Source organism: Shewanella surugensis (assembly GCF_023284005.1).
Lineage (GTDB): Bacteria > Pseudomonadota > Gammaproteobacteria > Enterobacterales > Shewanellaceae > Shewanella > Shewanella surugensis.
On record NZ_JAKIKS010000051.1, the window covers coordinates 1 to 25,943 of the forward strand.

Annotated in this window: 17 protein-coding genes and 1 pseudogene; 14 read left to right on the forward strand and 4 right to left on the reverse strand. The window is 39.5% G+C overall.

Annotated features, from left to right (window positions below):
* Positions 1 to 177: 177 nt before the first annotated feature.
* The 4 genes and pseudogenes from L2764_RS13665 to L2764_RS13680 all read left to right on the forward strand — a co-directional run bounded on the left by L2764_RS13665 (position 178) and on the right by L2764_RS13680 (position 5,678).
* The gene (locus tag L2764_RS13665; protein WP_248940811.1) at positions 178 to 2,217 is read left to right on the forward strand and encodes a S8 family serine peptidase; all 2,040 of its coding nucleotides are present in this window, start codon (positions 178 to 180) and stop codon (positions 2,215 to 2,217) included.
* A gap of 14 nt (positions 2,218 to 2,231) precedes the next feature.
* A complete protein-coding gene (locus tag L2764_RS13670; protein ID WP_248940812.1) occupies positions 2,232 to 2,663 on the forward strand; it encodes a serine protease external chaperone in 432 nt (143 codons plus the stop codon).
* 311 nt (positions 2,664 to 2,974) lie between these two features.
* Positions 2,975 to 5,017: an oligopeptidase A gene (gene prlC / locus L2764_RS13675; protein WP_248940813.1), complete on the forward strand. Its 2,043-nt coding sequence runs from the start codon at positions 2,975 to 2,977 to the stop codon at positions 5,015 to 5,017.
* Positions 5,018 to 5,146: 129 nt separating this feature from the next.
* Positions 5,147 to 5,678, forward strand: a pseudogene (locus tag L2764_RS13680) (thioesterase family protein).
* A gap of 5 nt (positions 5,679 to 5,683) precedes the next feature.
* On the opposite strand, the gene L2764_RS13685 reads toward L2764_RS13680, so the two are convergent.
* On the reverse strand, positions 5,684 to 6,310 hold the full coding sequence (locus tag L2764_RS13685) for a glutathione S-transferase family protein (RefSeq protein ID WP_248940815.1): 627 nt from the start codon (positions 6,308 to 6,310) through the stop codon (positions 5,684 to 5,686).
* A gap of 196 nt (positions 6,311 to 6,506) precedes the next feature.
* On the opposite strand from L2764_RS13685, the gene L2764_RS13690 reads away from it, so the two are divergent.
* The 3 genes from L2764_RS13690 to L2764_RS13700 all read left to right on the forward strand — a co-directional run bounded on the left by L2764_RS13690 (position 6,507) and on the right by L2764_RS13700 (position 11,995).
* Complete coding sequence (locus L2764_RS13690; protein WP_248940816.1) at positions 6,507 to 7,196, forward strand: DNA-3-methyladenine glycosylase I; 690 nt, start codon at positions 6,507 to 6,509, stop codon at positions 7,194 to 7,196.
* A 512-nt stretch (positions 7,197 to 7,708) separates the two neighbouring features.
* On the forward strand, positions 7,709 to 8,848 hold the full coding sequence (locus tag L2764_RS13695) for an efflux RND transporter periplasmic adaptor subunit (RefSeq protein ID WP_248940817.1): 1,140 nt from the start codon (positions 7,709 to 7,711) through the stop codon (positions 8,846 to 8,848).
* 9 nt (positions 8,849 to 8,857) lie between these two features.
* Positions 8,858 to 11,995 (forward strand): efflux RND transporter permease subunit, encoded by a 3,138-nt coding sequence (locus L2764_RS13700; protein ID WP_248940818.1) that lies wholly within the window; start codon positions 8,858 to 8,860, stop codon positions 11,993 to 11,995.
* Between the two features lie 88 nt (positions 11,996 to 12,083).
* Here the strand turns inward: L2764_RS13700 and L2764_RS13705 are convergent, their stop codons facing one another.
* Together L2764_RS13705 and L2764_RS13710 are read right to left on the reverse strand one after the other, a co-directional pair.
* Complete coding sequence (locus L2764_RS13705) at positions 12,084 to 12,851, reverse strand: metallophosphoesterase (RefSeq protein WP_248940819.1); 768 nt, start codon at positions 12,849 to 12,851, stop codon at positions 12,084 to 12,086.
* Positions 12,820 to 13,062, reverse strand: coding sequence for a hypothetical protein (locus tag L2764_RS13710; protein WP_248940820.1), 243 nt, complete (start codon positions 13,060 to 13,062; stop codon positions 12,820 to 12,822). Before L2764_RS13710 ends, L2764_RS13705 begins: the two co-directional genes overlap by 32 nt.
* Positions 13,063 to 14,514: 1,452 nt before the next feature.
* Here L2764_RS13710 and L2764_RS13715 point away from each other — a divergent pair.
* Positions 14,515 to 15,057, forward strand: coding sequence for a LemA family protein (locus tag L2764_RS13715; RefSeq protein WP_248940821.1), 543 nt, complete (start codon positions 14,515 to 14,517; stop codon positions 15,055 to 15,057).
* 134 nt (positions 15,058 to 15,191) lie between these two features.
* Here L2764_RS13715 and L2764_RS13720 read toward each other — a convergent pair whose 3' ends face one another.
* Positions 15,192 to 16,034 (reverse strand): 23S rRNA (adenine(2030)-N(6))-methyltransferase RlmJ, encoded by an 843-nt coding sequence (locus tag L2764_RS13720; RefSeq protein ID WP_248940822.1) that lies wholly within the window; start codon positions 16,032 to 16,034, stop codon positions 15,192 to 15,194.
* A gap of 70 nt (positions 16,035 to 16,104) precedes the next feature.
* On the opposite strand from L2764_RS13720, the gene L2764_RS13725 reads away from it, so the two are divergent.
* From L2764_RS13725 to L2764_RS13750, 6 genes are all read left to right on the forward strand, one after another.
* On the forward strand, positions 16,105 to 16,929 hold the full coding sequence (locus L2764_RS13725) for a class I SAM-dependent methyltransferase (RefSeq protein ID WP_376708420.1): 825 nt from the start codon (positions 16,105 to 16,107) through the stop codon (positions 16,927 to 16,929).
* A gap of 203 nt (positions 16,930 to 17,132) precedes the next feature.
* Positions 17,133 to 18,611, forward strand: coding sequence for a gamma-mobile-trio recombinase GmtY (gene gmtY / locus L2764_RS13730; RefSeq protein ID WP_248940823.1), 1,479 nt, complete (start codon positions 17,133 to 17,135; stop codon positions 18,609 to 18,611).
* Entirely contained in the window at positions 18,608 to 21,211 is a 2,604-nt protein-coding gene (gene gmtZ / locus L2764_RS13735; RefSeq protein ID WP_248940824.1) for a gamma-mobile-trio integrase GmtZ, read from the forward strand. The genes gmtY and gmtZ overlap by 4 nt, the downstream gene beginning before the upstream one ends.
* A complete protein-coding gene (gene gmtX / locus L2764_RS13740) occupies positions 21,204 to 21,860 on the forward strand; it encodes a gamma-mobile-trio protein GmtX (protein ID WP_248940825.1) in 657 nt (218 codons plus the stop codon). The genes gmtZ and gmtX overlap by 8 nt, the downstream gene beginning before the upstream one ends.
* A 607-nt stretch (positions 21,861 to 22,467) precedes the next feature.
* A complete protein-coding gene (locus tag L2764_RS13745) occupies positions 22,468 to 24,198 on the forward strand; it encodes a hypothetical protein (RefSeq protein WP_248940826.1) in 1,731 nt (576 codons plus the stop codon).
* The gene (locus tag L2764_RS13750; protein ID WP_248940827.1) at positions 24,195 to 25,910 is read left to right on the forward strand and encodes a hypothetical protein; all 1,716 of its coding nucleotides are present in this window, start codon (positions 24,195 to 24,197) and stop codon (positions 25,908 to 25,910) included. The genes L2764_RS13745 and L2764_RS13750 overlap by 4 nt, the downstream gene beginning before the upstream one ends.
* The last annotated feature ends 33 nt before the right edge of the window (positions 25,911 to 25,943 follow it).

Sequence of the window (25,943 nt, forward strand, 5' to 3'; positions counted from 1 at the left end):
GAATTCGTCGCCACTGCTTATCGCTAATCATTTTACGAGACATATGAATTTCAAAGAGAAAAATTGTATCTTAATCAGCTAATCATGGCCAATTGTCAACGCCCCCTAGTCGATTGTTATTAAAGTAAAAATATTTTTCTATTTTTATATGTTATTCAGGAAGATTTTAAGTTTATCATGAAATATACAACCAGTGCTAAACGGACTAGTGTGAGTGTTCTACTGCCTTTATTTTTATTATTTGGCTGTGGCGGCGGAGATGAAAAAGACTCTTTTAATGAGTCGAAAGTCGCTGATAGTTATTTAAATGCTAGTCAGTCTATTTATCTCAAAGGGCAATTGAAGAACCCTTGGGAGAACAGTAAGGTGATTTTTTCTATATCAAACAAAGAACAGGCTAAGTTAGGGTCTTTTACTATTACAGATGCTAATACTGGTGCATTCACTTATTTGGCAGATGCACCGGAAGGTGAAGATTTCGTGCAATACAGCATTAAAAGGGCTGATAAAGAAGCGATTGCAAAAGTACATATAAGCATAAAATCTGGGGATCCGCTTTATCAACAGCAATGGCATCTGCATAACACTGGGCAAACTGCGTTTGCAGAAAATGGGGGGAAAGCTGGCGAAGATATGAATTTAGTTGATGCGATTGCCAGTGGTTATCATGGCAACGGTATTGTTGTTGCGGTTGTCGATGATGGTGTTGAAATAGCTCATCCTAATTTGCAAAATAATATATTACTTGATGGCTCTTATAATTTTGTTACAGCGTCAAATGATCCTACTCCCACAGATGAAGATTCCTTTCATGGAACAGCTGTAGCGGGCATTATTGCGGCAGAAGGTTGGAATGATATTGGAGGACGTGGGGTAGCACCTAAGGCTAGTGTACTTGGATATAATTATTTGTATAATTTCTACTCTGAAGAAGCCTTTGATATTTCTCATGGTATAAAAGGCGGTAGCCAGCAAGCTCACGTTTTCAATCAGAGTTATGGTATAGAATTTTCTTACCCTAATGATATGGATTACTACCAAGAAGAAGCATTAAACGAAGTGGCGACTCGAGGTCAAGGGAGTTTGTTTGTTACAGCGGCGGGTAATGAGTTTAATGATTTTTCGAATGGTATTCATTATTTCTTTCGAGGCCAAAATACGGCAACAGGGGCTGATGAGTTACCCTTATACAATGCGAATATGTCAGCTAATCAGGCCAACTTTTATAATTTAATGGTGAGTGCGTTAAATGCTAATGGAACGTTGAGTAGTTATAGTACTGTTGGTTCAAATGTATTTATCAGTGCCCCTGGTGGTGAAGATGGTGATGAATATCCGGCTATTATTACCACAGATAGGCAAGGGTGCAGTGCAGGTTTAACGTCATTTTTATCTTTTGATAATTTAGCCAATGTGTTTGATAGTGGAAATGAGTTAAACCCCCATTGTAACTACACCTCACATATGGGGGGAACGTCCTCCGCTGCACCCAATACTAGTGGGGCCATTGCGGTCATTTGGGGGGCCAATTCGGATTTAACGTGGCGTGATATTCGTCATGTTCTAGCGACAACAGCCACGCAAGTCGATAAAAATATACAAGCTAAAACGATTGATGTGGATACTGGTGTGAGCCATGAGGAATATATAGCAGTACCGAGTTGGACGACTAATGCGGCGGGTTTTCATTTTCATGATTTTTATGGTTTTGGCCGCGTCAATGTCAGTGACGCGGTTAAAATGGTGTTAAATTATACCGCCGATTTAGGAGAATATCGCATTTCTGAGTGGGCTGGATCGGCTTTTATTAATAAAGCGATTCCCGACGCGAATATTCAAGGTGTGAGTGATAGCATTTCGATAACCGATGATTTAATTGTCGAAGGGGTGCAAATTCAATTGACGGCAAAACATGGGCGTTTACCGGATTTAGCGGTGGAGCTTATTTCTCCTTCAGGTACGCGTAGTGTATTGATGACACCGTATAATGGTTATGTTTATCAGGGTGATGATGTGAAAGGGTTTGACAATACCTTGATGCTGTCGAATGCGTTTTATGGGGAAAAAACATCAGGTCAATGGACGCTTAAGGTGGTTGATGTCAATGGTGGGGATTTCAGTATTTTCATTGATGGTAGTGAAGTTAGTATGCCAAATGAGGCTAATGGTGAATTTGTTTCTTGGTCAATTCGCTTTCATGGGCATGAAGCTAAATAAATTTAGGGTGTATAATGAAAAAAATCATATTATGTTTAAGTGTGTTGTTATCTTTTGCTGCATTAGCCGAGCCATTTACACGGACATTAAAGGCTGAGTATGATGGCTTAGATCCTCGGGTATTTGTGCAAGAAGAAAAAAGGACTCGAACAAAAGTGAGTCATGATGGTATTACAGCGACTCGAATTAAACCAACATTAACCGGTGTGATCAGTGTTAAGTTAAAGGAAGGCGTTGATGCTGAGGCTTTTATTCAAAAACATGACTTGATTATTCAAAGAGTGAGTCGATTGAATATGGTGAATGCTGTGCCAGTAGAGACGCTTAATTTAACCAAGCTAGCCGATATTGAACGCTTTTTTGTATTAGCGAATCAACTTAAAGCCAGTGACAATGTGCTTTGGGTACAAATGGGCAGAGCAGATCGCCGTTATAAGACTAAGTAGTGGTGATAGTACAGTTACTCATATTTTGATTGTGAACTGAGTAGTAAGAAGGGCCTGATCTTTATTTGGGCCTTTTTTATAAACTTCAAAATAACCAGCTTACATGCGTGCCAGCATAGGTTTGATTATAGCCATTCGGCAGTTCGTCATTATCGACGCTAGATTTGATATTTTTCTTCTGTTGTGCCGTTGAGGCGGTCAATGACTAAGGCCTTTTTCTGGCTTTTATTCTTATGGCTATTGAATAGTTTTGTTTGCGCCCATATCTCATTGAGTATCAATAATGCAAAGACAATTGCTGAGGACAGCGCATGAATAACCCCTTGCTTACCGGTTCAGAGTTACCGTTATTTTCTCAAATTAAGCCCGATCATATTAAAGTCGCTGTTGAGCAGGGTATTGCAAAGTGCCGCAGTGAAGTTGACACTATTTTAGCTAACAATACGCATTTTACTTGGGACAATTTAGTCGCTCCATTGGAGCAAGTCGATGATGAATTAAGTCAGATTTGGTCACCCATATCGCATATGAATGCGGTGGTGAGTACGGATGAGTTACGTGCAGCCCACGATGATTGCCTGCCTTTATTATCGGAATACGGTACTTTTATGGGGCAGCATCAAGGTTTATATCAAGCCTATAAGTCATTAAAAGACTCTGCTGAATTTACTGCGATGAGCCAAGCGAAAAAGAAAGTGATTGAAAATAGTTTACGTGACTTTGAATTGTCGGGTATTGGATTAAATGATGACGATAAAGCGCGTTACGGTGAACTCGTTAAGCGTATGTCCGAGCTGACCAGTCAATTTTCGAATCAATTGCTTGATGCCACTCAAGCTTGGAGTAAATTACTTACGAAAGAAGATGAGTTAATAGGCTTACCGGATTCTGCGATAGCAGCAGCTAAAGCGATGGCGCAAGCAAAAGAGCAAACAGGTTGGTTATTGACTTTAGATTTCCCGTCTTATTTCCCGGTGATGACGTACAGCGACAATAGCGCGCTACGGGAAGAGTGTTATCGTGCATTTGTCACGCGAGCATCTGATCAAGGACCTTTTGCCGACCAATTCGATAATGGTCCATTGATGGATGAAATTGTATCGTTACGTCATGAATTAGCTCAATTGCTTGGATTCGATAGTTACGCACATAAATCATTAGCAACCAAAATGGCTAACACTCCCGAGCAAGTGCTCGCTTTTTTAGATGAGCTTGCTTTACGCTCTAAAGGTCAAGGGCAGTCTGAATTGGCAGAGTTACAAGATTTTGCACAAAGTCACTATCAAGTATCAGCGCTTGAACCGTGGGATTTAGGTTTTTATGGTGAGAAGTTAAAGCAGCATAAATATGAAATATCCCAAGAGTTATTAAGACCTTACTTTCCTGAGGATAAAGTACTTTCTGGGTTGTTTTACACTGTCTCACGATTATTTGGCTTAACGATTACTGAAATAAAGGATTTTGAAACTTGGCATAAAGATGTGCGATTATTTGCCATAAAGGATGTAGAAGGAGTCCATAGAGGTCGCTTTTATTTGGACTTATATGCTCGAGAGGGTAAGCGGGGCGGGGCTTGGATGGCAGACTGCCGAGTCAGACGCAATACCCAAGATGGCTTGCAAAATCCAGTTGCCTATTTGACCTGTAATTTTAGTGCCCCTGTTGAGGGTAAACCGGCTTTATTTACTCATGATGAAGTCACGACCTTATTCCATGAGTTTGGTCATGGCATCCATCATATGTTGACGAAAATCGATGTGGCTGAGGTGTCGGGGATCAATGGTGTGCCTTGGGATGCGGTTGAGTTACCCAGTCAATTCATGGAAAACTGGTGTTATGAGGCCGAAGCGTTAGCTGAAATTTCGGGTCATTATGAAACGGGCGAACCTTTACCTCAATCTATGTTAGATAAAATGTTGGCGGCGAAGAATTTTCAATCTGGCATGATAATGTTACGCCAACTTGAGTTTTCTTTGTTTGATTTTAGAATGCATCTTGAATTCGATAGTGAAAAAGGGGCTTGCATTCAAGATAAGTTGAATGAGGTTCGTCAGCAAGTTGCCGTTGTTAAAGCCACCGATTTTAATCGTTTTCAACATGGCTTTGCCCATATCTTTGCTGGAGGTTATGCTGCCGGTTATTACAGTTATAAATGGGCTGAGGTATTGTCGGCGGACGCGTTTTCTTTATTTGAAGAACAAGGTATTTTTAATCGTGAAACAGGGCAACGTTTCCTCGAAAATATCTTAGAAATGGGAGGCTCTGAAGAGCCGATGGTATTGTTTACGCGTTTTCGTGGGCGAGAGCCTCAAATTGATGCTTTATTACGCCATAGTGGCATCCAAGCTGCTTAGCAAATGAGAGTGAGAACGAAAGGACACATATTTGTGTCCTTTTTATTTGAATATGAATTTGCGGCCTGGTCCGACCTCTGTTAGCATTCTGCTTCATTTTCTATTTTAGTTGTTAGGAAGTCATTTTTTATGAACCTGTATTTTAGGTTGTTTTGGTTATTGGCTTGGCGCAGTCGTCGTTGTGGTTCAATTGATTTTCTAGGTACGAGTCGTATTAGCTATCGAGCTTTACCTTCTGATTGTGATATTAATTTTCACCTTACTAATTCACGTTACCCCGCTTTCATGGATTTAGCTAGAATATACATGTTGGCTGGAATGGGAGTGTTGTCGCGTTTTATTAAATTAGGCTGGATACCCGTTGTGAATGCTGCCGAATTTACTTATATTCTTGGTATTAAACCGCTGGCTAAATTTGAAATAGAAACAAAAATAGTTGGGTGGGATGAAAAATATTTTTACGTCGAGCAGCGTTTTGTCAGTGATAAAGGTTTACATTGTATTGCACATGTTCGAGCTGTGTTTGTGTGTAAGGGCAAACAAGTCCCTATTGAATCAATGTTAGAAGAAGCGGGATTTGACCAGAGCACGCCAGATTTATCTGCAGAAGTATTGAAATGGAAAGATTTTTTTACAGCTAAAAAAGCAGAACAATAGTTAGGTATGCTATTTATTGTCGGCGCAAGCTAGCTCAATTTCTTGTTTAACTTGTAAATAAGATCCACGTAATTGAGCTTGCATCCAATAACGGCCTAAATGTTCATAGTCGAGTAGATGAAATTCATGTTGCAAACTGAACAAGCATGGGAGCAGTGCACAATCGGCTAAACTAAAGTGATCGCTACAGAGCCAATAGCTATTATTCAGTTTTTCGTCCATTTCATCTAAAAATAGCTTAATTTTATTTTTTAAACTCTTGAGCTTTAGTTGATCGAGTTGTTTGTGGTTTTTCTCAGCTTCTAGTGCCAATATCGTAAAGTGTAAATCATGATCGATTAAACGATCATAAAGCCGTATTTCTAGTGAGTGTTTCATATTTTTTGGCAGTAGTTGTGTACCGGTCTCCAATATACTGTCGATTAATTCAATAATAATACTCGATTCAGGTAACTTGGTATCATCATGGAGTAATAATAAAGGTAATCGGGTTAAAGGAGAAAGACTCTTAAATTCGTGGCGAGATTGCGCATCATTCAGTTCGACAACATGAGGATGGAAGTAGGCCTGCTTTTCATATAAAGCGATTAGGACTTTTTGAGCATGGCGACATAAGGGGTGATAATACAGCTTCATTGAATACGGTACCAAGCCTAGTTTAAACAGATTATATGAGTATAGTCGTTATCCTCGTCCCTATAATTTTCTTCGCTGTATTTAATTTCATAACGTAAAAAGTGCCACTTTGCATATTCAAATTACTTGGCTATAGACAAGTGGGATTTTTAAGGCGTAAACTATTGAATATTTATGCCATTACTAGTTGCTTTTCATGAGTAAAATAGAATCATTTTCATCAGTTTATCAGCGTGCATGTGATCGAAAAGGTGGAGAAATAGGGCTTGAAGGTTTACTAACTTCCGTTAAGACGACTGTAGAAATTGAACAAATACCCGATGACAGATTATTGTCGGCACTGAGTAAGAAGGTGTTTCAAAGTGGTTTTATTTGGCGAATTGTTGAATTAAAGTGGCCAGCTTATGAGCAAGCTTTTTTTGATTTTGAGCCTTCTAAAGTCTTGATGTTATCTCCCGAGCAGTTGCAGGCAAGAGCGAGTGATCCCGCACTTATCAGGCATCAAAAAAAGACTCAAGCGATATATGAAAATGCTCATATGATAAATGATATAAAGATAGAGTATGGGAGCTTTTCACGGTTAATTAGTGCTTGGCCTGAGGATGATATTATTGGCTTATGGGCTCAATTAAAGTTGCAAGGAACACGTTTAGGCGGCAATACTGGCCCTTACTTTTTACGTGTCATAGGGAAATCAACGTTTTTATTAACCAATGATATAAAAGGCTATTTTAAAAGTCACAAGCTCATTGATTATGGATTTACCAGTAAAAGTGGGCTTAAGCAAGTGCAAGCGGTGTTCAATCATTGGCAGCAAGAATCCGGTCGAAGTTTGACTGATTTAAGTCGTATTCTTGCATTGAGTGTGGGCGATAACCTTGTTTGACTCCAGTCCTTGCTATATTCAAGCCGGCTGAATTACTCATTTCAGCCGATGTGGGGATATTTATACTTAAAGGGCAGTGTCATTGGACATAAATCCTGTGTGAAGTTGTGTATTAATTGTTTATTGAATTAGTGTTGTTTGATGCCGGCATGATGGTTTGTTAGTGATCATCTTTTTAATTGTTAATAACTCTTTGATATTGTATTTTATTAAATGCCACGATATAAAACTGATATTTCATATTAAAAATGGAACGGTAAAGCTATTCTCTTTGTTTTGTATTTCGGATTTATTATATATTGTATTAAAACTATTAAAAGATATTGTTTAGATGTAGAAAGTTGAGTTAAGATTGAATCAATAATGTTGAATGACACATCATTTTTTATTACTCTTTTCTATAATTGAAGAGGATATGGGTTTATTGGGGAAGATGTTAAAAGGAAAAGTAATTTTAATTACATGATTAATAATTTTTTATTTTTCTTTTGACGCGATTATTAGGAGTTACTATGAGGCAAATGATCAATTTTGCCATGATGTTAGGCGTTGTTTTTTTTATTTCTGCTTGTGATTCGAATAAGGAAAATTCAGCATCAGGAGTCGAGTCTCCAATTGATGTTGGGGTGATGACTATTTCGGCAAAGCCACAGGTGATTAAAGTGGAACTACCTGGAAGAGCTGTTGCTTATTTAGAGTCGGAAGTTAGGCCGCAGGTTGGCGGGATTGTGATCAAACGCAGCTTTGCTGAAGGTGGCTTTGTGAGTAAAGGCCAGTCTCTATATCAGATAGACCCTTCGCAATATGAAGCGGCTTTGATGAATGCGAAAGCTGAATTATCGAGTGCGAAAGCGACTCTGACTTCGGCTAAATCAAAAGCAAAGCGTTATAAAGTGTTATTGAAAACCAGTGCGATTAGTCAGCAAGATTTTGATGATGCGCAGTCGTTATATAAAGAAGCACAGGCACAAATAGTTGTGAATGAAGCCAATGTTCATACTGCAGAGATAAACCTTGAATATACGCAAGTGACCGCCCCGATTGCCGGCAAGATAGGTAAGTCCAGTGTGACAAAAGGTGCACTGGTGACGGGGAATCAAACGGATGTATTGGCTTACTTACAGCAGATAGATCCTATTTATATTGATATCCCTCAATCAAGTAATCAGTTGATATACTTTAGAAATCAATTGAAAAGTGGCGAGTTAACAGCTAGTGATACCGATAATGTGCAATTATTATTAAATGATTCTTCTTTTTATCATTCATTGGGAACGATTAAATTTTCTGATGTCAATGTGGATGAAGGGACCGGGAGTGTGACGTTAAGGGCGCAATTTCCCAATCCAGAGCATGAGCTCTTACCGGGGATGTACGTTAGAGTTTGGCTTAATGTAGGCACTGATGAAAAGGCAATACTGGTACCTCAAAAAGCAGTGACTCACAATGTGAAAGGTCAAGCTGTAGTCATGTTAGTTATTGATAATAAGATCGTTTCTAGAGTTGTGGCCACAGCTGAAGTGATTAATAATCAATGGCGTATCGTGAGTGGCTTAGAAGTTGGTGATATTTTGGTAGTGAGTGGATTACAAAAAATACAAGTGGGTAGTAAGATCAATCCGATGCCTATTTTAACCTCAACAGACAATTAGAGTATTCTGATGGCACGTTTTTTTATTGATCGTCCTATATTTGCTTGGGTTATTGCCATTATTATCATGTTGTTTGGCGCGCTAGGAATAGCGCGTTTACCGATTTCTCAATACCCCGATATTGCGCCACCAACAATCACCATTACGGCCTATTATTCCGGCGCATCAGCAGAAACGATGCAAAACAGTGTGACGCAAGTGATAGAGCAGCAAATGATTGGCTTAGATCATTTACGTTATATATCATCGAGTAGTGATAGCTCTGGCTCCGCAACGATTACGTTAACCTTTAATGCAGAAGCCGATCCGGATATTGCTCAAGTTCAAGTGCAGAATAAACTTCAGTTAGCGACCCCTTTATTGCCCGCAGAAGTGCAAAGTCAGGGGATCAGTGTTAACAAGTCGAGCGCTGGTTTCTTGATGGTGATAGGTTTTGTTTCTGACGATGGCTCTATGTCAAAAAGTGACATTGCCGATTATGTGGGATCAAATTTACAAGAGCCCATAAATCGTATTTCAGGTGTGGGGGAAGTAAAAGTTTTTGGGGCGGAATATGCGATGCGTATTTGGCTAAACCCCTTAAAATTAACTAAATATAATTTAACCAGTATTGATATAGAATCGGCGATTACCGCTCAAAATGCACAAGTGACATCGGGTCAGCTAGGGGGGCTACCTGCAACCGCTGGCCAAGAATTAAATGCAACCATTACTGCTCAAAGTCGGTTGCAAACCGCGCAGCAATTTAAAGATATTATTATCAAATCGGATTCAGCTGGTAGTTTGGTTCATTTATCCGATGTGGCAAGAGTGGAACTGGGATCTGAAGATTATTCAGTGAACTCGTTTTACAATGGTAAACCGGCTTCTGGAATGGCAGTGGTGTTGGCTACTGGAGCCAATGCATTAGCAACCGCTGAAGCTGTTAAAGCTAAAGTTAATGAGATGAAGCCGTACTTCCCCGAAGGGATGGAAGTGGTTTACCCTTTTGATACCACTCCTTTCATCGCAAAGTCGATTGAGAATGTGGTGCAAACGTTGTTTGAAGCCATTGTACTCGTGTTCTTGATTATGTACCTTTTTTTACAAAATTTTAGAGCGACATTAATTCCAACGATTGCTGTACCTGTGGTGTTATTAGGAACGTTTGCTGTGCTGTCTTTTGCTGGTTTTTCAATTAATACCTTAACCATGTTTGCGATGGTCTTGGCGATTGGATTATTAGTCGATGATGCCATTGTGGTGGTTGAAAATGTTGAGCGGATAATGGAAGAAGAAGGGCTCAGTCCATTAGAGGCGACGAAGAAATCGATGGGACAGATCACGGGCGCTTTAGTTGGTATTGGCCTCACATTATCGGCCGTTTTTGTACCCATGGCCTTTATGTCAGGTTCTACCGGTGTGATATATCGTCAGTTCTCTATTACGATTGTTTCCGCAATGGCGCTATCGGTGTTGGTTGCATTAATACTCACTCCTGCACTCTGTGCCACCTTACTTAAGCCTGTTGTTAAAGGAGAATTACATCAGCAAACCGGTTTTTTTGGTTGGTTTAATCGTAATTTAGATAAGCAATTAAATCGTTATCAAGCTAACGTTTCCAGTATGATAAAACGTACTGGCAGAGTGATGCTTATTTATTTAGTACTTATTGGTATTGTTGCTTGGATGTTTGTTCGTATGCCGGCGGCTTTTTTCCCTGAAGAAGATCAAGGTGTGTTATTTACTCAAGTTGCATTACCGATTAACGCCTCTTTGGAGCAGACTGAAGCTGTAATAGGGAAGGCCACTGATTATTATCTGACGAAAGAATCGAAAAATGTTCGTTCCGTCTTTGGTGTGGCCGGGTTTAACTTTTCCGGTAGTGGTCAGAATATGGGGATGGCTTTTGTTGGTTTAAAAGATTGGTCTGAGCGCAAAGGGGTTGGGCAAGATGTTCAATCGATTGCCAATCGAGCAATCGTGGCGTTCTCTCAATTTAAGGAAGCTGTGGTCTTGGCTTTTGCACCGCCTGCCGTTATTCAATTGGGCACCTCTAATGGTTTTGATTTTTACTTACAAGATAAAAATGGTCAAGGGCATGAAAAGTTAATGCAGGCCAAAGATCAATTACTGGCATTAGCGGCTAAAGATCCAAAGCTTGTGGGTGTGCGAATGAATGGTTTGGAGGATGCTCCAACCTATCAGCTGCATATCGATTATGCCAAATTGAGTGCATTAGGTGTGAGTATTAGTGATGCAACAAGTGTATTAACAACGGGTTGGGCAAGCGATTATGTTGATGACTTCATTGATCGCGGTCGAGTGAAAAAAGTCTATGTCCAAGGTGATGCCAAGTACCGCATGCAGCCTGATAACCTCAATGACTGGTATGTTAAAAACTCCCAAGATCAGCTGGTACCTTTTTCTGCTTTTACAACGGGTAGTTGGAAATTTAGTTCCCCTGGATTACAACGATTTAATGGATTATCGGCGGTGGATATTCAAGGATCAAGTGTGTCTGGAGTCAGTTCTGGTGAGGCTATGCAGGAAATGGAAAAGCTGGTTAAACAATTACCCGCTGGATTTGGTATTGAGTGGAATGGATTATCCTATGAAGAGCAGTTATCTGGCGGACAAGCGCCTGCACTTTATGTCTTATCTATTGCTTTTGTTTTCTTAGTGCTTGCGGCTTTGTATGAAAGTTGGTCTGTTCCATTGGCGGTTATTCTCGTGGTGCCGTTGGGGGTTGTGGGGGCACAATTAGCGATGAGTAGTCGTGGCTTGGCCAATGATATTTTCTTTCAAGTGGGGTTATTAACAACGATTGGCTTAGCGACCAAAAATGCCATTTTAATCATTGAGTTTGCTAAGCGATATTATGATGGGGGCGATAGTTTAGTCGATGCAACGTTACACGCTATAAAAGTGCGTTTGAGGCCTATTTTGATGACATCACTGGCATTTGGACTGGGTGTGTTACCACTGGCTTTAAGTACTGGTGTTGGTGCGGGGAGTCAAAATGCGATAGGTACTGGGGTTGTAGGAGGCATGCTTAGCGGGACTTTCTTAGGGATTTTCTTTATTCCTATTTTCTTTGTGATAGTCGAGCGTCTATTTAGTTCTAAAGAAAAACAACTGGGTATGAAGAAAGGAGATACAGAATAGTTTACGTATGCTTTTTTATATCCAAGCCCTAAACTAAAGAGCTTGGATATGATTATTTATTGAATCAAAATCATATAACATTTTTCTATTATTGATGGGTTATTGTTCCAAATCCTGTTTCACTAATAGAGCCATCTTCTTCAATGATTTCTATGAGATCATCATTGGTGATTTTTAGTGCTTGTAGTTTGCCATTACTATAGTAACTCGACATACTGGTATCAATGCGCCATACCTTACCATCACAAGCTTGATTAATATTATCTTGTCTTGTATGGGCAATGACCATTCTTGTGGCATTCAATTTCTTGAGTGTTGTCTCAAGTTGTTCACATACTTCCGTTGATACCTCATAACCATAGTCGCGGTTCCATAAGGGGCCACTACCTGATACCGAGTTGGGTCTATTTTTTTCTTGGCCTTGCATCCATGCACTAATCTCAGAGTTGATGCTATCTAAGCCATAATCTGCATGTTCAGGTGTTATCCCACCATGAACAAATACTGTCTCACCGATAACGACAACAGAATTATGCGTGGCGAGTATTTGTGCATAAGGACCTGCGGGTTTAAAAGCAACAGCGCGTCCACGGTGTTCCTCCTCTTTTATTGCGAGGACGTCCTTATCAGTAATATCAGCATTGTAATAAGATTGAAATTGTTCAAAACCACCATCAGTAATGTATCTGAAATCGAGTTCAACATTCATGGTTTCATGATTGCCGTTTAATACAATAACTTCACCGCCAGCAATAGCCGCTTCATTTATTAGGACTTCAAATAGGTCGAGGATTTCTTTCTCAGTATCGCCTCTATCAAGTTGATCACCTACTTTGTACGAGTGTTTTTGTTCCACCTATCCAACTATTGTTTTCGTCAATAAGTTGAGCAGCTTTGAGTATGGTGAGCATTGCAGTAAAGTCACCGTGTAGATCACCTATGGCGATGACGGTTTCTTTGGCGTTAATATAAGTATCTGGGCGTGCTTGTGAGAATTGGGTTACGCTGACAAGTACAGTCATGACGGATAATTTTGCAAATAAATGTTTACTGATTTTAATGAACATTTTATGTTGTAGAATGTATTTTCGATAGAAAATCTAGCATATAATAAAATTGCAATATCTTGATTTTAAGTGGTTATTTGTGTTTTTTACTGGGTTCTTGGTATGGGGTGATTTTTATCCGATTTTCTCGAGAAGATCAGTCTCTAGTGCAAGGAATACTTTAATATAAATAAGACTAGAGCGGGAAAAAAGACCCATTAGAATGGGTCAGGGGATCATTATCACTTACTGAGTCGCTTGTTTGACTATCTTATTTAAAAATATTCAATTAAGTTAAAGTCAGTTAAGCGATTAGCTTCATAATATGGAGTGAGTATAAAAGTGTTTGTCTGTATTGCTGCTGAATACCAGCATCGAAGGATAACAATTAAAATCAGGCAAAAAAAAGACCCATAAAGATGGGTCAAAGGGGATCGTTTATCATTTACTGAGTCGCTTGTTTGCCTCTCATATTAAATAAAATGTGGATTAAACCAAATATTTAATTAAGTAAAGTAGGTTAAGCGATTAGCTTCACAATAGAGGCCTAGTATAAAAGGACTTACCTGTATTGCTGCTGAATACCTGCATAGAATGATAACAATTAAAATCAGGCAAAAAAAAGACCCATATGAATGGGTCAAAGGGATAGTTTTTACTTACTTATCACTTAGCTTAAAACTTAAATTAAGCGATAGGCTTCACAATATAGAATGAGTATAAAGAATATCAGCTGTATTAAGGCTGAATGTCATTACACAATAACGGCGAGTAAAAATTGCGGTATTGTGTTTTAGAGGACGAATGAGTTAACGAAGAGAGATTGATTTAGTCGTAATCAACAATAACAGATGATAAGTGATAGAAATATAGGAAAAAAAAGACCCAGAAAATCTGGGTCAAAAAGGCATTATTAGTCGGTTAGAGCTAATGCACATAATTTACTCGATTTACAAAAGCATGTATCTTAGATTAATAGCGTATTGACTATTGCATTATATTGGTTTGACGATCCTAACTTCATGTTTGTTATTTAATTTTATTTTTTATTTTAAATGTTTTTATTTATTTTAAAAAAGGGATAAATAAGCATGCTAGGTCAGCTTTACTTTCTTTATTACTTGAAAATTAAAGGTTTATTATAAATGTGTGTTTTGTGAACCAAATGAATGATAGTGACCTTTTAAATGAACTCTCGCTGTGATAAAAACAATTTAATTGTAACGATATATGTCTTATTTACTTCTTTTAGTGGTTTATTTTAAAATTCACTATCGAGTTGAATGGTCTTAATAGTGGCTTTTTCCATCTAAATGATGGAGAGTAGTGTTATAAAATGCATTAAATACTATTTATAGGCTCATGAATATCGATGAGTTGCTAATAAAGAGTTGAATATTATTTCATGCTAAATTTTTTGTTAACATATGCCACTTATTTGATAATAAGTGAAGATAGGATAGGGCCGCAGTGATGAAAGGATTAGTACTGGTAATCGGTTTAGTATTTGTTATTAGCTATTTATGGGCGATGAGCTTGTTTAAAAAACGAGATGCAGCTCAAGAAGCTTTGCACATTATGGATGGGTTTCTAGCAAAACAAATAACCTTGGTGACTCAGTTGTTAGCTTCTCAATTAAAGGACGATACTGAACAAGGAGCAAGGGTCACAGCGATAGATAAAATATCGATACAATTGGCTGGTGATTATGACACATTAAATCACAGTGCAATTGAGCAGCATTTTTACGGTATGCTTATGCTTAATCAAACGATGTTACCTTTCCTCACCGAACTAGAAACCAATAATCAATTAGTACAAGAAGCGGGATTACTAGAGACTGTGCAATCATACCAAGATTTAGGGCATTCGATTAAAGATGCTTATCAGTTTTATAATGTTTCAGTGAGTGAATTAAATACCGCAGTGCATGTTTTCCCTGGATCGTTAATAGCTTCTCTTATGAGAGTCGAAAGCATGCCTTTATATCCTATTAAACGAGTATTAACAAAATAAAGACAGCCCCTTTAAGGGAGGTTACGGTTTTTTCAAGGTGAATTCGATGTGTAATACCCATCCTTCTTAGAAGGATGGGTATTAATTTGGTCGTATTACTCAAATTACCACATCAGATTACGGGTATTTATATCTTATTCATTAACTTCTAGTTTAACGGTGACTTTGCCATTATGTTTCCCGAGTAAAGGAGCAAGGGTCGCTAATGTTTCGGTTGCAATAGCTTCTAATTTCCAAGGAGGGTTAATCACCCATAAACCTGCTGCTGTCATACCAAATTCATCACTATCTGCTTTGAGCGCTTGCTCAATGCGTAATTGATTTTTGATCCCAGAGTTGGTTAAAAGCTGAAGCATTGCTTCAGTTTGTTGACGATTAACCACTGGATACCACAGCATATAAACGCCTGTTGAAAAACGCTTATGTGCTTTGATAATGGCATTAGCGACATCGATGTAATCATCTTTTATTTCATAGCTTGGATCGATCAAAATGACGCCGCGTCGTTCAATCGGAGGAACTGCGGAGATCATGCCTTTTAGACCATCTTTTTTGATCACGCGGATTTGTTTATCACCTTCAAATTGCTCTGCTAATAATAGATGATCAGTACTATGAATTTCATGCAGTACCATACGATCTTTAGGGCGCATATTCATATCAACAAAGGCGGGTGACCCAGGATAAAATGCAAGTTTATCGGGATCGGGATTAAAGTGTTTCACATCGGTGATATATTGAGCCAGTGGAGCCGGTAAGTCAGATTTATCCCATAATTTAGCGATACCTTCGAGGTATTCCCCCGTTTTTTGAGCGAAGCTATCAGTCAGCGCATATCCTCCGGCGCCAGCATGTGTGTCGATATAAGCCAGTGGCTTATCTTTCTTATGAAGTAAGGTAAGCACTTGAAGTAACATACTATGCTTTAATACATCGGCAAAATTTCCTGCATGATAACCGTGACGATAACTGAGCATTGAGATCCCTGATGAAAGAGGTGTATTGAATATGCTGTGAATTATACCTGTGCTTAATTGAATAATGAAGATATTAACTTGGGTAGGCTTTTGGCATAATAAAGACAACTTAAATATTGGCATTCGAGATATCGTGACTTTAGTGGATCAGTCTGTACCCGTTTTTTTTAACCGACACTTTCCTTCTCTTGAGGCGATCTGTGATCGTTGGCAGTTATATTTTGATAAAAATGCGCAGTTTGAACTCGTTTTTGAGCAAAACACCTTGGTGCTACTTAAGCGGGATGAGCCTAAATTAACAGGCATCTCTGTTGATTTTGTCTCAGGTGCTGTTGCGCATAGGCGCAAGTTTGGCGGCGGCAGAGGTCAGTCAATTGCAAAGGCTGTTGGGTTGAAAAATGGGATGACGCCGACGGTGGTCGATGGAACGGCGGGACTCGGTCGAGATGCTTTTGTATTAGCGAGTTTAGGATGCCATGTGACTATGATAGAGCGCCATCCTGTTGTAGGGGCCTTGCTTGAAGATGGCTTACGTCGTGCCTATGAGGATGCTGAGATTGGCGAATGGATGCAATCACGCATGCGATTGCTCCCTGGCTCAAACTTAAGTCAGCTGCAACAAGGTTTATCTGATATTGATGTGGTATACCTCGATCCCATGTATCCTCACCGTGATAAATCTGCGTTAGTAAAAAAAGAAATGCGCGTTTTTCAATCTTTGGTCGGCGCCGATCTCGATGCAGATGACTTACTCACTCCTGCGATGGCATTAGCTAATAAAAGAGTGGTGGTTAAACGACCTGATTATGCTGAAAATCTTAACGGCGTGAAACCGAGTACCGTGATAAAAACGAAGAAAAATCGTTTTGATGTGTATGTCAAAGCAGCAATGTAATATTAACTCATTATAGGATAAAACCATGATCGCAACAGGTTGTTGTTTAAAGCATACTTTATATTTATAGGGCTTAAAACCATACTAAAACTCATTATCATCAATCTAATTAATAGTTCTTATTTTTGTAAGTGTGATTAGATTGATAGCAGAATTTGTACTATATCTACTAACAATATTTTTTAGATAAGGTACAGTTTTAGATGGCTGCTTTGGTTAAAGTTCAAGCTAAAATAAAAGTAGATAATACAGGCGCATTGTTAAATATACCTGTATTACTCACTGAACATGGTGTTTTTGAACCTTTACTTGATTATATTGTGAGTCAGTCTAATAACCGTAGTCCTCCTTGGATGGATCGCGTCGTCTTTTCATGTCAACTCTTACTCGAGTATATGGAGGTTAACCGAGATTTATTTTCTGATCCTAAGCTGCTTTTTCAGTATTTTGTTCAGCGTTTATCCAATGGCACAATGGATGAAAATGGAAACGATCCCTCCGGCTTGTTTTGGTTGCCAAGAAAAGTATCTAATGTTAATCAGCTCATTTCAGCGCTTAACGGTTTAACGGATTGGTTGGTTATACACCATGAAACAATAGCCCTAAACCCATTTAATGAGGCATCATCGCATCAAGCACGCTTAAACTATGCTGCTTGGCATAAAAGAAACCAGCACAACTTCCTTGGTCATATAAGGCCTCAAGGTTTGCCTGACTTAATGCGAAAAGCCAGAAAAGTAAGAGGTAAAAAGGATGTTATCAAGGTCGATGGCGATGCGATTTCCTTTCCTGAACAATTGTTTCAATCATTTTTTGTTAGAGGGGTTGGTGGTGCCAAGGATCATCGTGTAGCGATAAGAGATCAATTGATCTTATTACTCATGCATGGCGCTGGAGTAAGGGAAAGTGATGCATTGCATCTGTGGGTAGATGATGTGTTTGAAGATCCCATAAATGATAATAACAGTGTCATTGTGCGTCTATATCACCCTGAAGACGGTAAAGCCCCCAATAAATGGATAGGAAGGAAAAGGCAGTCAACACGTGCAGCTTATCTTGCTGAAAAATTTCATCTGCCGCCACGAAATAAGCTTACAGGCACATCAAGAGTTGGCTGGAAAACACGTATTGTTGATCATAGCGATAACTACATACAACTACACTGGTTTCCCTCATATTATGGTGAGATCTTTGCGCTGCTATGGCGGCAATATTTATTGTATTTGTTACCTTTAGAGCGAAGCCATCCTTATGCTTTCGTGTCATTTTCCAGAGAAAGAATGGGTCACTCGTTAACGTTAAATGCGTTTAATCAAAGCTACAAAGCCGCGCTTGCAAGAATTGATCAAGTTGTATCAAAATCAGAAGGTAGAACTCCTCACAGCCATAGACATGCATATGGCCGTCGTATGTCTAATGCAGGCATTGATGTCAGGATCATAAAAAAAGCCCTTCACCATTCTTCATTGCTCTCTCAGGCTGTGTATACGCAACCTGGCGTTAGGGATGTCACATTAGCTTTTGAACAAGCGACACAAAAGTTAGCTGGGCAGCATGACACCCTATTCCGTGAAGAGGTTGAATTAAGCTGGAAGACTATTATGGAGCAGGGCTTTGATAATATTGATCCTGATGGTTTATTTTCAGGTCGCTTCCCTAAATTTAGGACGCCATCAACATGAAATCGACAGATTATGAATTTAGCTGGTTTACCGATAAAAATGGCTCAGGCTGGGATACTTGGCGTGAACTTGCTGCAACATGGTTGAGGCAGATGGACTATGGAATAGACCATAAACGTAATGCATTAAATCGGTTTCTAGACGATTACCTTGTCCCGCGATTCATCATAGATCCAGTCGAACTCCTTGAAACGGATGGTCAAGATTACAATCAGTTTCTTCAGCAGTTTGAACTATCGGATGGCTATCGAGTTAGGCAAAACAATGAGGTGTATTGCTTCATTGATTGGGTTATTGGAACCTATTACTCAGAACCTGACGATAACGATAATATGGTTGCGATGTTTAAAAACCCTTTTGCAAAGGGGCTTAATCCGGTCAAAAACCAAGAAACAGTATATAACGCACTTCCTTATACTTATATCAAACAGTTGCGTAAAACCTTATGCCCTGTAGATCGAGGTCATTTTTCTGATTGGCATTGGGCTATCGATCACAGCGATGCTTTTATGATGAATGGCCGCCATTTAAGAGATTGGTTTGTTGTTGATGAAAGTGATATAGACAAGGAGGATCCTGATTGTGTATGGCGTGAAATTACATTAGACAGTGAACGCAGTATCAGACTCGACGGTGTGCTGAAATCCTATAAAGCAGGAGATCGCTTTTTTGTTATATGGTCACCCGTTCGAGCCATGGCTCTTTATATCAAACTGCAATTACCGTTACGGACTTTTCAGGTGAGAATGCTTGACTCGGGTGAGGCGGATACATGGCGTTATCACCAAGGTCATTGGCCGAAAAATGAGATAAATCAGTTTGCTGAAGGGAGTGAGAAACGGCCTTGGCAAAAAGGCGTGTTCAACCGTATCATCACACCCGATATTGGTGATGTTATGACAGGGCTGTATATTAACACCAATAAAACAGCGGATAAAAATAAAGATGAAATTTCACGTGGGTACGTTATTCCTTGGCAACATGATGATGTCCTTTATTGGCTTGAAAAATTAAGAAACTGGCAAGAAAAGTACAATACTATATCAAGCCCAACATCTATCTACGATCTTGACTATAAACACTTTGGCAGTACCAAAACAGAGGTTCAGCGAAGTGAAATTGGTAATATTTGTTTTTTATTTCGTCATGCTTCGGCTTCTATTCGTAGCGAGAGGGCGTTGCCTATAACAGCAGGTTACCTTAATACGCTGTGGGTTGCCTTGATGGCGCAACTTGAAAAAGAGGTGCACGAGCAAGGCCATCAGTTATCAGATGGACGAAAAGTTTATTTTATTGATCCTGATAATCACCGTAAGACGCTTTTTCCCTTGCATTCATTACGTGTTTCTTTAATCACTTGCTATACGATTGAGGGGGACATTCCCACACCGGTACTTTCAAAGTTATTGGTAGGTCATAGTCGTTTAATCATGACATTGCATTATACGAAAGTGACACCAGTGATGATGGCTAAAAAAATGAAGGCAGCAGAAAGCAAGATCAATGCTCAAGATGATGAAAGCCTTCAAACCTTTTTAGCTAATAAATCAATAGAAGAGATTGGATTACAAGCGGCCTATAACGATATTGGATCCTTAACAACAGTCCTGAGAGTACGAAATCCCGCCGGATGGCAGGAAAAATCGATAGGTGTATGTCTCGCAGGTGGAAATACATCCTCACTGGTTGAAAATACGTCGGTGGCTGGATGTTGGAATGGTGGTGAAAAACTCAAAAAAGCCAATCGAAATCAGGCTGATTTACACGGGGCTGTTCCTCATGGAATTGAAAACTGTATTAGATGTCGTTGGTTTATAACAGATATAAAGTACCTTCATGCACTTACCGCTCACTTTAACAATCTCAGCTATCACGCAACTGAGGCCGCCAAGCTTGCCGCTGAGCTAGAGGCTAAGCAAGAGGAACTATTAGATGAAGAATATTTTTGCGAGGCCAACGGTGAGCGGTTTCAAAAGCATGATCAGTTGCATCAGCTAGACAGGCGGATTGAAAGGCAGAAAACGGAAGCGGATGAATACTGTAAAGATCTCGTCGCTTGTTTTCAGATTATTCGCCATCTTTTAAATATCGAGACAGAACGCTCATTTGATGACACCAAAGAGAAGATTGTCGCAAATGGCTCTCACAATGAAATATCCCCATTTTTTAGTTTCTTGGATACTGGATCAGAATGTCGCCAATTAATTCAATTGTGTGATGATGCTGAGATTTATGCCGATTTACGGGATGATCTCAAGAAAACGCCAGTGATTAATCATAGGTCAAACCAATTGAATACCATGTTAATAAAATCGGGTTATATGCCCTTTATGATGGAGCTGGATGATGAGGCACAACTGGCCGCTGGTAATGCAATGATCAATGCAATGCTTCGTGCAACGGGTAAAAAAGATAAAAGTAACGCTATGACACAACTAGCGAATTATTTGGATACTGAAGCTTATCTGGTCGATATGGGGCTGCTTGATGAGGGCGTTAAAGCGATAGAAGCCAAGACAGGTATAAGTATTTTAAGTCTTAGTGATATTAATAGTGATATTAAACACAAAAGTCCATTGAAGGTGGTTCAAAATGCTTAATCCTGTCAACCCATACATTGTGCTTGATGAGCTTTGTTTACAAGCGACGACAAGAACCATTGCAACATTGAAAATACTGCATCAGGTATTGGAACAGCAGAGCCAAGCTAAGCCATTGGATTTTTCTATTGCGACTATTGGTCGGTTATCGCATCAGCAAGGTGGCCCCTCTATTCAAACTATCCGTAACCGCACCGGAAAGCACTTTAAAGAGTTGATTGAGGCTTGGGCTGCATACAGTGGCACCACTTGTAAAAAACCGCTCTCTGTTAGGCAAAAGCAGTTATTGAACAGTAACGATCAAAATATACTCGGATCCGTTGATGATCCCGTCATTCGGGCTGTTATGGGTACCTTGATTGCCGAGAGAAATAAATATCGCGATCAATTGAATGTGCTTAAAGCGAATGCGGATATTTTCATTGATAGAACTCAAGATCAACAAACAGATGTATTATCATCAATGGCATCACTGACGCCAATTGAGCTTGAGTCATTAAGAACCGCCGTTTCTGCTGATTTTATGGAGCGTATGCATTGGACTGTCATGCCGACTGGGCAAGTAAAAGATGAGGATGGGCGTGAAGTTTATCGACGGGGTTATGTGAATGGGTTGCGGAAGCTCATTGATATAGGAAATAAACTCTAATATTAAACTGCACCAAAGTTACTTAACCTAACATGTTGAATATGTTTCTTTTGTCAGTAATTGACTTACTTTATCTAATAACTGATTATGTACTTAGTTTAGGGGATGTATCCACGAAGAGAATAGAGAATGACACGTGCAAGCTCAGGACGACATACATTTTCCTTTGAGGGTGGTGACCAACTCACCACTATCGGTGCCAGTTTCTTCGTTTCGTATCTCTATCATCGGCATGTCGATTCAGCTCACACGAACTGGGCTTTGATAAAAACCCAACAATCACGCATTAGCACTATCAACAGAACTGAAAACTATCATCATGTTTGGTTAAAGCATGTTGCTAGTATGAGCGAAACAAATCTGAATAGGAATACTTTGGGTTTGGATGGGGTAACTATCAAAAAAATGACATTGGCCATACAAGCGCTACTATGAATTCTCGCACAGATAGTGGCCATTTTAGTCCCGGTTTACGGGGTTATCATTAACTCTAATATGCCCCTAAGCGTTTTAGTTTTCTCCAGCTCTCAATTAGAACACCTTAATATTTGACCTGATTTTCCTTATCCAACAAAATGTTTAATAGCTGTCTATTTAGAGGCAAGAAATGTTATTAGAAGAAGCAAAAGTTAAGTTGCTAACCGCAAGTGAAACAGAAGATGGTTTGCTCGCACATATTCACGACTCGTATATCCAAGAAATACGAACAGAAGAGAAGGTTTTAACTGACGCATTATCTGAACTGCATAACTCAGGTGAAATTGATCTAGTCAAGATTGTCGGAAGCGTTGATAAAAGTTCACGTGGACACGATTTTTTTACAATTCTGAATGCCTTTGAAGGCGCGCTTCCTTCACTAGATGCAAGTGTTGAAAATGTCCTAGATTGTCTGGTTCACCTCACGCAACAGGCTGGTAGAGATCTAGCTATTGGTGGAATCTATGGGGCTTTTGAGAATTACTGTAGAGTAGATGCACATCGTTCCAGAGATAGCGTTAAATTTATTCTTGCACAAAGTGATCTCAGCACTTATGCCCCTTTTCTCTGCGGATCAATCCTCGCATTTGACTCAGATAGTGTGACCGAAGCCATTCAGACGACTGAAAGTTTGCTCGCTATAGAAAATGAAATAGTTAGAAGCCAAGCTTATTTTACTCTGGGGAGGTTAACTATAGATGAGCCTCAGATTGATGTCATTTGGGAGCTACTTAGCAGCAATGCTAGAACTGAGTGTGAAAGTGCTTGTTGTGCTTCGATACTGAAGTCCACACTTCAATTTGGGGAGGCATTTCCTTCTTACTGGTCGCAGATAGAAGAACTTTTAATTACATTTGTTGAGGGAGCCTCCCCAGAGGTACTCTATGCCATATCGGATATTGTCGCTTTTCAGAGGGTCGATCTTCCGGAGACTATTCAGCATCTTTTGCTAAAGCAGTTAGCCAATGTATCACCTGATCACAAAGGCATCATAGATAACGTTGATCATTTACTCGTCAAGCTGGTTAAGAAGGAAGCATATCCCCTTGCTTTAGAGTTATTGGAATCGATTCTGACTGTAGGTGTGGGGCTCCCACTGTTGGACTATTTCTCCAGCGAACTATTGAGCAAGCATAGAGAGTTACTTAATCACATTATTACAAAGTGGTTTTTGTCGGGTGAATCGTCACTTTGTCATAATGTACTAAACCTACTTCACGATGTAACGGGCAAGGACATTGAGCTAAAAGCTGATATGGAATTGTTAGATGATGAAGTTAAGCGAGTATTTGTTAGCCACAAGGCCGTTGGTTGGTTGTTCACAAGACCTATAGCGGCGGCAAGTTTTATTCTATCTATTTACAAAACGGCTTCACCAACCACATGCAAGGCTCTTGAACAGGCTTTATATAACCCATTACTTTTAAGTTACCCAAGAGAACTCAAGCGATTCCTCCAGTCAGGTATTGATGAATGTATTCAAGAGCATTTATGTAAACGTTTGCTTGAAAAACTTCAGGATTATCATTCTGATATTGAGAAAGTGTCAGGGCTGAAGGAATTAATGGCTCCAAGCGAAAATATAAGCGCTTATTGGAAAGAATCTAACAAAGATATGCAAGTCGCCTACGAAGAAGCATCAAAATCATCGATTATAAGACAAATTGCCACGACGCAGAGCCTATTATACGGCAATAGCTCAATTTATTATGTACATCAGGGTAATGGGGACCGAGTGCGACAGGAGATGCAAATGCATTCTTTTTCCCATTCGACTGAAATGCCAAGGCTGAACGTCTTAGATCCGGAATCATTAGATTATTTGTTACGGATTTACCGTTATGAGGAGTTGAAAAAATGAAGTTGATTCTCAAGCAATATTTGGCTTCATTAAAAGAGCGAAATGAATTAGATGCAGTGTTACCAGACCTGTTGAGTAGCATGGGAATGAATGTGTTCATTTCACCGACTCGTGGGTTTAAAGAGTATGGTGTTGATATAGCGGCAGTTGGACAAGTAAATGATGAGGAAGAAAAAGTTTATCTGTTTTCTGTTAAGTCGGGAAACCTTACTCGTGAAACTTGGAATGGGAGTGCAGCTCAAGCGCTAAGACCATCGCTAGATGAAATTCAAGACTCGTTTATTCCTAGCCGTCTTCCCCCAGAGCATGCAAATAAACAAATTGTGATTTGCTTATGCTTTGGTGGAGATATCAACTCTGGAATTGCACAAGATGTTTCTGGCTATGAAAAAAAGAATACGCGGGACAATATCACCTTTGAAAATTGGAATGGTGATAAACTGTCAGAATTTATTCAACAGTACTTGTTGAAAGAAGAATTGCTACCTAGCTCCAGTCAGGCTTTGCTAAGAAAATCATTGGCCCTACTCGAAGAGCCCGAGAGTTCGAGCAGGCACTTCTCACTATTGATTGATGAAGCTCTGTCAAATGCCACTGATGCAGATTCTATTGCATCGTCCATAACACGGATAAACGTTTGCCTATGGGTTTTATTTTCATGGTGTCGCGATGATGGGAATTTAGAGGCTGCATACCTTTCATCCGAACGAGCATTACTGTTGGCTTGGGATAAGGTTAAAGACTACTACACGGGAAGGAACAAACCTTCAAAATCGTTCGATAGTATTTTAGATACATATCAACGAATTACTGATTGTTACGTAAATCGATGTTTAATTCCTTATGTTGAACTTAAATATGCTCTATCTCATGCAGTCCATTCGCCTTGCCCTATTGATGTAAATATCAAGATATTTGATGTGCTAGGACGTTTATCTGTCAAAGGCCACTGGGTTTTAGATTCTTTGTCAAAGAGCTACGCAAAAAATCTACCTACTGATGGAGAGATCGAAGAACAGGAAAATTTACGTCTACGCCTCAGAGAAATAACAAGGTCAATTAACCTCTTGGCTGTTAACAACCCAATCTTGCTTTCGCCGTATAAAGACTCGCAAGCTATTGATATTGGCATAGCCCTGACGTTGCTTTCAAATGATTCAGATTTCGATGAGTTTGTGCAAGGCTGGCTCTCTGAAATGGCCAAAATGTGCATTTTCTCCTTTGAGAGTAATGGTATGTATCCAATCGTGCATAACTCTTACGAAAATCTGCTTGAGCACAGAAAAAAAGACAAGGGCGACAATAGTTATAAGAATAAAGTTACGGGAGCTAGTATTTTATACCCGCTGTTAACGGTATTTTGCGCTCTATACAAATTAGATTCAGTAAGCCAAGAGTTGGAAAATTTTGCCACAGATAAACTAGCTCATAGTACGTTACAGTATTGGTATCCAAACCAACACAGTGAACAGAGTATGTACTCGAACTCTGACATGCATGGTTCTGCATCAACTAAGTTCCCGATGAATGGAAAGTTAGCACTAGCGCACATAACAGAAGAGTGTGGCAGTGCTGATTCGTTTAGGAGAATGTCAGCCGTTATTAAAGATAAGACACCTTTGATACTAACTGCTTGTCGTCGTTACCGATATCCTGTTCCTTTTCATTACCTTGAGGACTGGCTTGTAATAAAAGACAAAGGCATCGGATAAAATTAGAGCTGCCAGGTAAATTCAGATACTTTT

What these genes read in the sequence shown, in the direction of transcription:
- gmtZ (WP_248940824.1), top strand. Translation starts at nt 18,608, where the DNA reads ATGAAATCGACAGATTATGAATTTAGCTGGTTTACCGATAAAAATGGC.
- L2764_RS13750 (WP_248940827.1), top strand. Translation starts at nt 24,195, where the DNA reads ATGAAGTTGATTCTCAAGCAATATTTGGCTTCATTAAAAGAGCGAAAT.
- L2764_RS13695 (WP_248940817.1), top strand. Translation starts at nt 7,709, where the DNA reads ATGAGGCAAATGATCAATTTTGCCATGATGTTAGGCGTTGTTTTTTTT.
- L2764_RS13690 (WP_248940816.1), top strand. Translation starts at nt 6,507, where the DNA reads ATGAGTAAAATAGAATCATTTTCATCAGTTTATCAGCGTGCATGTGAT.
- gmtX (WP_248940825.1), top strand. Translation starts at nt 21,204, where the DNA reads ATGCTTAATCCTGTCAACCCATACATTGTGCTTGATGAGCTTTGTTTA.
- L2764_RS13665 (WP_248940811.1), top strand. Translation starts at nt 178, where the DNA reads ATGAAATATACAACCAGTGCTAAACGGACTAGTGTGAGTGTTCTACTG.
- L2764_RS13720 (WP_248940822.1), bottom strand. Translation starts at nt 16,034, where the DNA reads ATGCTCAGTTATCGTCACGGTTATCATGCAGGAAATTTTGCCGATGTA.
- prlC (WP_248940813.1), top strand. Translation starts at nt 2,975, where the DNA reads ATGAATAACCCCTTGCTTACCGGTTCAGAGTTACCGTTATTTTCTCAA.
- L2764_RS13715 (WP_248940821.1), top strand. Translation starts at nt 14,515, where the DNA reads ATGAAAGGATTAGTACTGGTAATCGGTTTAGTATTTGTTATTAGCTAT.
- L2764_RS13670 (WP_248940812.1), top strand. Translation starts at nt 2,232, where the DNA reads ATGAAAAAAATCATATTATGTTTAAGTGTGTTGTTATCTTTTGCTGCA.
- gmtY (WP_248940823.1), top strand. Translation starts at nt 17,133, where the DNA reads ATGGCTGCTTTGGTTAAAGTTCAAGCTAAAATAAAAGTAGATAATACA.
- L2764_RS13745 (WP_248940826.1), top strand. Translation starts at nt 22,468, where the DNA reads ATGTTATTAGAAGAAGCAAAAGTTAAGTTGCTAACCGCAAGTGAAACA.
- L2764_RS13685 (WP_248940815.1), bottom strand. Translation starts at nt 6,310, where the DNA reads ATGAAGCTGTATTATCACCCCTTATGTCGCCATGCTCAAAAAGTCCTA.
- L2764_RS13700 (WP_248940818.1), top strand. Translation starts at nt 8,858, where the DNA reads ATGGCACGTTTTTTTATTGATCGTCCTATATTTGCTTGGGTTATTGCC.
- L2764_RS13710 (WP_248940820.1), bottom strand. Translation starts at nt 13,062, where the DNA reads ATGTTCATTAAAATCAGTAAACATTTATTTGCAAAATTATCCGTCATG.